The 11,329-nt window shown below is 35.0% G+C and carries 5 protein-coding genes; 4 read left to right on the top strand and 1 reads right to left on the bottom strand.

All coding sequences use genetic code 11. From position 1 onward, the window contains the following. Positions 1–396 precede the first annotated feature (396 nt). A complete protein-coding gene (locus ACFINW_RS09015; protein WP_375641103.1) occupies positions 397–5,361 on the top strand; it encodes a DEAD/DEAH box helicase in 4,965 nt (1,654 codons plus the stop codon). 307 nt (positions 5,362–5,668) lie between these two features. On the opposite strand, the gene ACFINW_RS09010 is transcribed toward ACFINW_RS09015, so the two are convergent. Further along, the gene (locus ACFINW_RS09010; RefSeq protein ID WP_375674213.1) at positions 5,669–6,301 is read right to left on the bottom strand and encodes a hypothetical protein; all 633 of its coding nucleotides are present in this window, start codon (positions 6,299–6,301) and stop codon (positions 5,669–5,671) included. Between the two features lie 1,531 nt (positions 6,302–7,832). Here ACFINW_RS09010 and ACFINW_RS09005 point away from each other — a divergent pair. The 3 genes from ACFINW_RS09005 to ACFINW_RS08995 all read left to right on the top strand — a co-directional run bounded on the left by ACFINW_RS09005 (position 7,833) and on the right by ACFINW_RS08995 (position 10,292). Next, positions 7,833–8,678 (top strand): hypothetical protein, encoded by an 846-nt coding sequence (locus ACFINW_RS09005; protein WP_375641105.1) that lies wholly within the window; start codon positions 7,833–7,835, stop codon positions 8,676–8,678. Between the two features lie 81 nt (positions 8,679–8,759). After that, positions 8,760–9,422 (top strand): hypothetical protein, encoded by a 663-nt coding sequence (locus tag ACFINW_RS09000; RefSeq protein ID WP_375641106.1) that lies wholly within the window; start codon positions 8,760–8,762, stop codon positions 9,420–9,422. A 99-nt stretch (positions 9,423–9,521) separates the two neighbouring features. Then, positions 9,522–10,292, top strand: a complete 771-nt coding sequence (locus ACFINW_RS08995) for a hypothetical protein (protein WP_375629682.1) — start codon at positions 9,522–9,524, stop codon at positions 10,290–10,292. Positions 10,293–11,329: the final 1,037 nt, after the last annotated feature.

The following is an 11,329-nucleotide window of genomic DNA, read 5'->3' as shown; positions in this document are numbered from 1 at the left end:
TATTTTAATGATACAACCTATATCGACAATACAACCTTAAATACAATCCATAATATATATTTGTCAGTTTGTGTCAGTAAATTAAACTGACAAAATAGACTATTTTAGTGACTCATAAAACCTATCAAAATAATTATTATGATATTTTAAAGCACATAGTGCATTTGTCTTTTTTCCATAAAATAAACAGCAAATTTCACTACTTTGCTGATCTTATCCTATGCCATGGGCTGTGGATAAGTACCTTTAAAAACCCTTTTGAAAAAAATTTATCCGTTTTTTCGCATTTTTCTGCATTTTTTTCACCATTTACTCAAAATGGATTTAATAAGCTTCATTTTGATTCTTTTGAAGAGAATTAATCAATAGAATATATTGTCATGGAGTTTATTCTTTATGCTTCGCCCTCATCATTCTGATAATGAACACGTCACTTTACGCTCTCTCTTAGAATATTATCGTCAACAAGCAAAATCACCCCGTGAATTGGGAACGCTGTTTGAAAATCTTGTCATGGCTTATCTTATGCATGACCCTCTCCATTTTGGACGATATGAAACGGTTGAGAGCTATTATGAATGGGCAACAGAGCGTGAAGGTTGGAATAAAAATGATATCGGCATTGATCTGGTGGCAAAGCTTCGCAATCAAGAGGGATATGTGGCTATTCAATGTAAGTTTTATAAAGCTGACCATCAGATCAGTAAAAAAGATATTGATAGCTTTATCGCTGCCTCTGGAAAAGACATCTTTAAATATCGTCTTCTCGTTGATACCACAGAAGTGGAATTAAGTGACAATGTGAATGCCATGATTAAAGGACAAGCGATACCCGTTTATCGTATTGACCTTCGTCATATGGAAAACAGTCGGATAGATTGGCAAATATTTGCAACAAAACAAGAAGTTCTTCTGAAATCAACAAAAGAGCCTCGTCCACATCAAGAAGAAGCCATCAAGAAAGTCTGTGAAGGGTTAAAAGAAGCAGACCGTGGTAAGCTGATTATGGCATGTGGAACGGGCAAGACTTTCACCAGTTTAAAGATAGCAGAAACCATAGCAGGAACAGGCAAGCGTGTGTTGTTTCTGGTGCCCTCGCTTGCTTTAGTCTCGCAAACGATCCGTGAATGGACAGCCGATGCACAAGTCCCGTTGCGTTCTTTTGCGGTGTGTTCGGATACAAAAGTAGGCAAGCGTCGTAAAAACCAAGATGATATTGTTGGCATGGAAACATCAGATCTTGTGCTCCCTGCTACCACGGATGCCCAAGCCCTTGCCAAAGAAGCGCGTGAAAACCTAACAGATGCAATGACGGTTATCTTTTCAACTTACCATTCTATCCAAGTGCTTTCGGATGCACAAAAAGACCATGGGTTACCTGAATTTGATCTGATCATTTGTGATGAAGCCCATAGAACAACTGGTGTTGTGTTGGGAACAGAAAAGCATGAATCTGAATTTATCAAGGTTCATGACAATAGCATTATTCGAGGCAAAAAACGCCTCTACATGACAGCAACCCCAAAGATCTTTAGTGACAAGCTGAAAAAGAATGCTTTCTTATCCAATAACGTTTTGGTATCCATGGATAATGAAAAACTCTATGGCAAACAACTTTATACTTACAACTTTTCACGTGCTTTAGAGGATAAGCTGTTAGCACCTTGTAAAGTTATCATATTAGTTGTCAACGAAGAAGAAGTAAGCCAATCCATTCAACATCTGATAACCGATAAGAATTATGAACTTATTCTCGACGATAGGACCAAGATTAATGGCTGTTATAGAGCCCTTACCAAAATGGATCTGAAACTTGATCTTAAAGATGACCCCAAACCCATGCGTAGAGCTTTAGCTTTTTGCAAAGATATTGAGACTTCTAAACGCATATGCAAGAGATTCAAAAAAGAAAAAGTGCAAGAATCTTTGCGCGCTCTTCATAAAAACTATAAAGATACTCCTCCTCTTAACTGTACCCTTGCCCATATCGATGGAACCTTTAGTGCTAAAGAGCGTACAAAACAACTTGAATGGTTAAAGGAAGATGCGGGGGAAAATACTTGTCGTGTACTTACCAATGTACGCTGTCTTTCTGAAGGTGTTGATGTACCCGCTCTTGATGCTGTTCTATTTTTACACCCGCGCAAAAGTCAAATTGAGATTATTCAAGCAATAGGACGTGTAATGCGTCGAGCAGAGGGTAAAAAAAGAGGCTATATCATTCTACCCGTTGGGATACCCGCTGATATTCCGCCGGAAATAGCCTTAGAAAACAACCAAAAGTATAATGTCATCTGGCAAGTTCTCAATGCTTTACGTGCTCATGATGATAACTTTAATAAAATAATTCACCATATGCACAAAAAACAAGACGTAAGCGATGCTCTTGAAATTGTTGCTGCTTCTCAAGAACTTGCGTTAGAAGATACGACCACGGTTATTGATGATTTACCTATACGCTCAAAATTAGAGTATTCAGGACTTAATATTGGGTTAGCAACTTATGAATCCTCTCACACATGTGAAGAACAAGGAGAACTCCCCCTTTTTTCTAAATGTAAAGATGTCATTAGAACTGCTATTGTTAATAGATTTTACGACCCTAGCTATTGGAAAAAATGGGCAATAAATGTTGGTGATCTTGCTCAAACTCATATCACACGCTTAACTGAGGTTTTGACGAAATCAGAAACTGAAACACGGCGTGTGTTTAATGATTTTATGACCGAATTACGTAGTAATTTAAATACAACTATCTCCGAACAAAATGCGATTGAAATGCTTGCGCAACATCTTGTGACGCGTCCAGTCTTTAATGCTTTATTTGAGGGGCATCAGTTTGTTCAAGAGAATCCCGTATCTTGTGCTTTACAACGTGTACTCAATGTCCTTGATAAAGTTACCCCTAAAGAAGAATCTCAAGATCTCAAAAATATTTCTAAGAGTGTACAATTTTACACGCGTGGAATTACCACTCTTGAAGCACAACAAAGTTTAATTGTAGAGCTTTATAATGAATTTTTCCGTTATGCTTTTCCGCGTACAGTAGAAAAATTAGGCATTGTTTATACTCCCATTGAGGTTGTTGATTTTATCATTCATTCTGTTGATGATGTGTTGCGTCATGAATTTGGAAAAAGTCTAGGATCACGTGGTGTTTCTATTCTTGACCCTTTTACGGGTACTGGGACCTTTATCACACGGCTATTACAATCCAATCTCATCAAACCAGAGGATATGGAATATAAATACCGTTATGATATCCACGCAAATGAGATTGTCTTGCTAGCCTATTACATAGCAGCCATTAATATCGAAGCAACCTATCATGGTCTTATGAAAGGAAATTATATCCCTTTCAAGCATATTGGTTTGACTGATACGTTTCGAATGATTGAAGAAAAAAATTTGATGGAAGGTATTCTCAAAGAAAACAGTGAATATTTAGAGCATCAGAAAAATTTGACTATCGAAGTTATCTTCGGCAACCCGCCTTATTCAACTGGTCAAAAAAGTGCTAATGATAATGCGAAGAATACCCCTTATCCCATATTAGATAATCGTATCAGTGAAACTTATGCTGCTCAATCTGAATCAATCAATATGCAAGCACTTTATGATAGCTATATACGAGCAATTCGATGGGCTAGTGACCGTATAAAAGATTGTGGTATTATTGGTTTTGTGACAAACGCAGGGTTTATTAATGCATGTTCTTTAAATGGTTTAAGAAAATGCCTCGTTAAGGAATTTAGCAGCCTTTATATTTTCCATTTACGGGGTAATCAACGAACCTCTGGAGAACTTTCGCGAAAAGAAGGTGGTAAGATTTTTGGTTCTGGATCACGGGCTCCCATAGCTATCTCTATTCTCATAAAAAATCCAGAATCTCAACAGCGTGGGAAAATATATTTCCGTGATATTGGAGATTATCTCACAAGAGAAAAAAAGCTTAAGACAATTAAAAAATTTGGTAGCATTGATGGTATTACACAGAGCAAACAAGGTTGGCAAATAATTATACCGGATAAGCATAATGATTGGCTTGGTCAACGTGATGACAGTTTCAAGACATTCCTAGCTTTAGGTGATAAGAAACCTCATAGTAAAAAACTGTTTGAGATTTATTCTTGTGGTCTAAAAACCAATCGTGATGCTTGGGCATACAATGCAAGCAATGAAACTCTCGCGAAAAATATGAGTAATATGATTACTTTCTACAATAGTGAAGTGGAGCGTTTTAATGGTGTTTATACACATAGTGACGGTAAAACAGGTACTAAAACTGTAGACAATTTTGTTAATGCCGATGAAAGTAAAATTAGTTGGAGTATTAATCTTAAGAAACATTTAACTAAAGGAAAGATTTTTGAATTTGAAGATACATGCCTTATTCAAAGTTTATATCGTCCTTTTACACAACAATGGCTCTATTATAATCGTGCCTTTAATGAAATGGTTGCTCAAATTCCATGTATATTCCCGATGGAACAAGCGGTTGAAAATAGAGTAATACAAGTGACAGGCGTAGGTGCAATGAAAGGTTTTTCTGTACTAATGAGTAAGGATTTACCTAATTTTGATTCAATAGAAAAAAGTCAATGCTTTCCAAGATATATTTACGAAGATACTACGGTCTCAAAAAGTAAAAGTGAGAAACAATCCCATTTATTTACAGAAGAAAGTAAAACAGCTGGTTTACAGAAGCGTGATGCCATTACGGATGAGGGATTAGCACATTTTAAAGCTGCTTATCCTAATGAAGCCATAACAAAAGATGATCTATTCTATTATGTTTACGGTCTACTTCATTCGGAAGATTATCGCACCCGTTATGCTGATAACCTCTCTAAAGAACTGCCTCGTATCCCTTGTGTAAAGAGTGCTGATGACTTTTGGAAGTTTGTAACCGCAGGGCGTGAACTGGGGCATTTGCACATAAACTATGAAACTGTAGAGCCGTATTCAGTAACCTTTAAAAAAGGTAATCCAAAACAAACAGAGATCTATAATCCCGAAAAATTTTATTATGTGACTGAAATGAAATTCGCAAAAGCAGGTAAAGAGAAAGATAAATCAACGGTTATTTATAACAGCAATATCATTATGACAGATATCCCTCTTGAAGTTTATGAGTATATCGTCAATGGCAAGCCCGCTCTTGAATGGGTTATGGAGCGTCAATGTGTAAAGACTGATAAAAAGAGTGGTATTGTGAATGATGCCAATCGCTATGCTGTTGAAACCGTTGGCAACCCTGCTTACCCATTGGAGTTGTTTCAAAGGGTTATTACGGTAAGTTTAGAAACCATGAAAATCGTTAAGAACTTACCCAAATTGGTATTAAGAGAAACTGAATAACTTATAAAGATGCTCATATAATGGGTATGATAAACGCATAAGGGGTATAGAGCTTATAACTATAATCTATACCTCTTTTGTTAAGTTGATTAGATACAATCCTAATATGCGTTATTCTAAAAATAAGGCTTTGTACTTTTAAACACTCTTATTGGGATTGCTTTAAGACTTTTAAGAAACCCACTCTTTAATAGAATTAGATTTTTTTACATTGCCTTTAAAAGATTATACCGTAATCTAAAATGATAGCTTTATTAACATCGACCTTGTGGCTAAAATTCGTGATTATGCTGCTATTTTCCTAACTCTACTTTGGGACTATAAGCCCCTCTTTGGCTAGTTTTTCAACAGTTGTTTCAGCAACGCTTACTATGAGATTAGAAAATGATGCAAAAGCATTTCCATCGCTATAGCCTTTTGCTAGCCATATGGTTTCTTTGTTTTTTGTATGGTGAATAAGATAAACACTAACACTTATGGCGGGCTTACTAATATTATATCCACCGGTCACATAACCTGGTGTCGTCTCAGTTTTTATGGTAGCAAAGTTTCCAAATCCCGAAATAGTACTTGTAGAGGTTCCCGGATGATATGTTGGCGGGATATACGTCTGTGATATAGCACGATTATCAACGCTAACTATTAGGAGTGCATCTGCGCCTTTATTTGTTATAATTTCCTCTTTCTCGTTATAGGAATAATTACGAGTTGGAGGGAAAAGTTCTAATCCTCTCAATATCTGTACATTGTATTTAACGAGGGATTTCTCAAAGGTGTCTTCAAGTTCTTTTTGCTCAGAAATAGACATGCCAACACCTCCTATGACCACCTTTTTCGTTTGAAATCGTCCCTTGTAGTTTGGATCAACAATTCCGTTCAAATGTGTTATAGGACCACAAGCTGTGAGTATTAACAAACAAAGTAAAATAAAAAACTTCATCATCATAAACCTTTGATTAATGCAAAAGTCTAATAATGTATTTATAATTCAAATTAAAGATACGATTTGAATTTTTAAATAATTTTTTTAGATTGTTTTGCAAAATTTATGAAATCCACTCTTAAAGTGAATTAGATTTTTTTACATTGCCTTTAAGAGATTATACCGTAATCTAAAATGAGTGCTTTATTGTTATCAAAAGCTTTGTTTAAAGAGAGTTATGTATATTCATTTTGCTTATAGGTTTTGAAGGTGTAAAAACCGTCAAAACCCCCTCAAAACGTATATTATTAGTTGAATTTATAGGTTGTGTTATCAATATGGGTTGTTTTTTAAAGGTCTGTAAAATCTTAACATATTGAAAAATAACGTTTTTACTTTTTATCGTTTTTTTACATAATAGCAGCAACCCTCAAAACTCAAAACCCCTTCAAAACTCATAACCATAATGATTTTGATAGCATTTCATATGAGTTACAAGCTATCTTTTGAAAGGCTTTAAAGGGTCATACGCTTTTCATAAGACACGTTTTAATGACTCACTAAAATGATCACTTTTGTCAGTTCAATTTACTGACACATAACTGACAGGTTTTAATCAATTCACATCATTGGTTATCTTTCAAGATTGTACTCTTGATATGGGTTATGTTTTAAAGATATTAAACTATTGAAATATAATGTTTTTAATTTTTACTCATAAAAAAATAATAGAGGGTCTTAAAAGGAACTGACAACACTGACACGGTCTATTAAAAGAGATTTTGCTCATCTCTATAATTATCAGTTTCTATTGAGATGTTTTCATAACAGTCTATAAATCGTAATTATCCTATTTATCGTTTCTCTTATGAAAATGAAAAATGATGCGGTGGCTATAAAGCATATAACAGCTATAGAGAATGCATAAAAACAGCAAGGTTTTATAATCATAATGCAAATGAATGCATTGGTTATAAAGACCATCTCTATAAAAAGCTGTTAAGTTGCAAATATGTTATAAACAAAATTCACAAAAAATTTAAAATTCATTTAGTGACAAAATTGATAGGTTATAAAGTTTAAAATACGCATCATGAGAGCGTTTCTAAATATTATAAATGTATAGATTCAGAAAATAACGCAATCATTTAAGAAAGCCAATAATATAGCTTTAAAAGCATATAAATATAAAAGAAGCAATTAATAGGCATAAGACATTATCAACACACAACGTATTTAAAAAATAAGAAAAAATATCAAAAAAGATAAAATATTATTTGACAATAAATACGTATTTTGTTATATAAATAATCAAGTGCTTAACAACACTAAACAAACAGCGGGTAGATTACGAAACAATCTTTCCCATCTTTTAAAATACTGACTGTCTTTTATGTTATGATTAGCATATAATGATTTTGTCGGGTGTGGTTACACCATACAATACTCTTTATGAGAAAAGTGTAACGACGGACTGTTTGCCGTGTTTGTTAGCACCCGGCGCCCTTCTGGGCTGTCAATAACAATATTATTCAAACAGGTTTTAATTATGACAAATATATCAAACAACACCCCCGTTATCTCTTCCATTTCAAATGAAACTGCATCTGTTAATAAACAACAGCCTGCAAAAAAATACGAATTTACAGGAGAGACAATAGAGGTTGGTGATTATACTCTTTATCGCATTCGGGCTTTAAGGGATTTTGCTAATATAAAAGCTGGTGATTTAGGCGGCTTTATACATAAGGTTGCAAATTTAGCTCATAATGGTGATTGTTGGGTCGGTGGCAATGCCATGGTTTATGGTGATGCTCGTATTTACGATAATGCCCATGTTTCGGATAATGCAAAAATTACTGGATCTGCAAAAATTTATGACACTATTTATGGCAAGTTTCTTGATAAAACTAGAATTTATGGCAATGCTGAGGTTTATGATAAAGCGCGTGTTTTAGGAACCTCTCAGGTTTATGATAATGCCCATGTTTATGAAAATGCTATAGTTTTTGATAATGCTAGGGTTTGCGATAATGCCCATGTTTGTGGCGCTGCTATGGTCAATAGAGAAGCCAAGGTTTATGGGAATGCTATAGTGACTGGTTATGCCCATGTTTATGATAGGAGCTGCGTTTATGACAATGCCAAGGTTTATGGCAAGGTTTATGGTGGTGCTTGGGTTTCCAATAATGCTTTAATTTCTGATAATGCTGAGGTTTATGATGATGCTCGCATTTATGACAATGCAAAAATTTATGGCAAGGTCCATGGTGATGCTCATGTCTATGGCAATGCCAAGGTAATTGGCTATACTGAGATTGGTGGTGATACCAAAATTGGTGGCAATTATAAAGAACCCGTTATCACTGCTGATATTGTTTTTACAACTGTGTAAATGACGCGCGGGCGCGGCGGGGGCGCCCCTCTTTAAACATTTCATTCTAAAATTCAAATCTATTTATAAAGGAATTGTGCTATGCAAAAAAAGTTTGCACTCACAAATGAGACACGTGTATTTAATAATCAAACTCTTTATCGCATTAAAGCTTTAAGGGATTTTGACGATGTTAAGGCTGGTGCCTTGGGTGGTTTTATTGAAAATGAAAGTAACCTCTCTCATGATGGCAATTGCTGGGTTTACGATAATGCTCTTGTTTTAAATCCTGCCCATATTTATGAAAATGCCAAGGTTTTTAATAAAGCTATTATAATGGGTAATGTTTATGGCAATGCCCATGTATGTGACAGTGCCCGCGTTTATGCAAATGCTCATGTTTATGACAATGCGCATCTTTCTTATAATGCTTGGGTTTATCATCAGGCGCGGGTTTATGGCAATGCAAAATTATCAGGGAGCGCTCGTATTCATGGCAATGCTGAGGTTTATGATCATGCTGTTATCAGTGGCGCTGCTAAAATTTATGGCAAGGTTTATGGGAATGCTAGCGTGGGCTGTCATACTGATGTTTATGGCTCTGTTTATGGTAATGCGAAAATCTCTGGTTATTTCGTGATTAGAGGTAATGTATATGGCAATGCAAGATTAAAAAGAGATAGTGATTTATATTGGGTTCCCATAAATTGTGAGGTTTATGAAAACGATACCGTTGTAAAGATTATTGAAAATAACGCTGCGTAAATAATGCGCGGGCGCGGCGGGGGCGCCTGCTTTCCAACCCAATTTTTCCATTTCAAATTTTATCAAACGTTTATCACATTAGATTGTGAGGGGATCTCTATGTGTAAAAAATATGAATTAACCAATCAAATCAAACAAATTAAAGAGAGACTTACTAAGCAAATTATAAACCTTTATCGCATTCGGGCTTTAAGAGATTTTGATGATGTTAAGGCTGGCGATTTAGGTGGCTATATCGAAAATGAAGGGAACTTATCTCATTATGGCAATTGCTGGGTCTATGATGAGGCTTGTGTCTATGGCTATGCTCATGTTTCTGATCATGCTAAAGTACGTCATTTGTCTCATGTGCGGGGGCGTGTCTATGGGAATGCTGAGGTCTATGGAAAGGCTTTAATCACTCGATATGCTAAAGTTTATGACCATGCTTGTGTTTATGGAAGTGCTCATGTGGCTGGCAATATCTATGGCAATGCTCATGTCTGTGATCACGCCCGCGTTTATAGCAACTCCCATATTTATCAACATGCGCGCGTTTCTCATGATGTTTTTGTTTATGATCATGCTAGAATCTATGGTCATTCAAAGGTTTCTGGCTCTGCTTGTATTTACAACAGTGCAAAAATTTATGGACAGGCTGCTATCAAAGGCTTTGCAAAGATTTATGGCAAGGTTTACGGCTCTGCTCTTGTGAGTGGGCGTGCTGCGGTTTATGGCTCTGTTTATGGGAATGCAAAAATCTCTGGTTCTGTAAAGGTCTATGGTCGTGCCTATGGAAAAGCAAAAATAGATAAACAAAGCAATGTAAAATCAGTTGCTCAAAATTATGAGGTTTATGAAAGCGATAACGTTGTTAAGATTGATAAATAGCATAAATAACAGGCATGGAAGTGCCTTCTTTATGGTTATAAACCCATCATAAAAGAGAGAATGCAAAAAAAGCCGTGTCAAGTGATTATGACGCGGCTTTCAAATGTCTACCCTTATGAATCATTTCAAATGGAGTTATGAACGCATATATACAAAACGTATTATATTACAAGCGCTCTATTCAAGATATGAAAACTTATCAAGAGAAATGTATGATGTGTATGATCTTTAATCACTCATTTGAATGAGAGAGCCTATAAAACGCTTGTTATGGCTATCAAACGTATTAATCATAACTCCTCCTTTGTGAGGTAGTCATTTGAAATAAAGCACATGATCAAAATGCTTCTTTTAAAACGTTTCAATATACTGACTTTAAAATTGAGTTGAGTAAATTGAAATAACTTACATTCTAAAATCAAAACCTATCAAACAAATCAAAATACTTGGTAGCTTTAACAAAACCCGTTTTTTACAGTTGCAAACGTTGGCTTTTAAAACAAGCTCTCATAAAGACAATAAACAACCGCTTTTATCAAACGCAAGGCTTTAGAAACTGTTATAAACATCTGTTTCAAACGTTTAAACAGTATTTAGAAAGGCTTTCATAAGTTTCTTTTAAACATAACTTTTTTGCAAATTAATCGCTCTATATTTGTGCTCTGTACTTTTAAATGGTAACTTTTAAAACGTTTTTTAGTAGCATATCTAAGGTAAAATAGTATTTTACTACTGTGGTATTAGTTTTGTGGAAGCGAATAATTCCGTTCTTAAAAACTAGTCTGCAATCTATTCATTAAAAGGCTTTTCATTTCATAAGATATAAAATACCTCTTTATCGTTTTTTTAACTTTTAGTAAGCGTTTTAAAAGCGTTCTTATCCTTAATCCTTTTATGCAATCTTTATAAATTAAACCTATTATTCCTTTTTAAGGTTTCGCTCAAAAAAGAGCAAAACTTATACCATTCTTTAAACGTATAATCGATAATTCCAAACGACTAAATTTTTAAACAATGTGATTTGTGCTGTGATAAAA

This window comes from Bartonella sp. AA18HLJMS, from assembly GCF_042197245.1.
Lineage (GTDB): Bacteria > Pseudomonadota > Alphaproteobacteria > Rhizobiales > Rhizobiaceae > Bartonella.
This window is presented reverse-complemented; position numbering and strand designations above follow the sequence as displayed.

Bases quoted from the DNA above. Each gene is read 5' to 3' on its own strand.
- ACFINW_RS09000 (WP_375641106.1), top strand. From the start codon at position 8,760: ATGCAAAAAAAGTTTGCACTCACAAATGAGACACGTGTATTTAATAAT.
- ACFINW_RS08995 (WP_375629682.1), top strand. From the start codon at position 9,522: ATGTGTAAAAAATATGAATTAACCAATCAAATCAAACAAATTAAAGAG.
- ACFINW_RS09015 (WP_375641103.1), top strand. From the start codon at position 397: ATGCTTCGCCCTCATCATTCTGATAATGAACACGTCACTTTACGCTCT.
- ACFINW_RS09010 (WP_375674213.1), bottom strand. From the start codon at position 6,301: ATGAAGTTTTTTATTTTACTTTGTTTGTTAATACTCACAGCTTGTGGT.
- ACFINW_RS09005 (WP_375641105.1), top strand. From the start codon at position 7,833: ATGACAAATATATCAAACAACACCCCCGTTATCTCTTCCATTTCAAAT.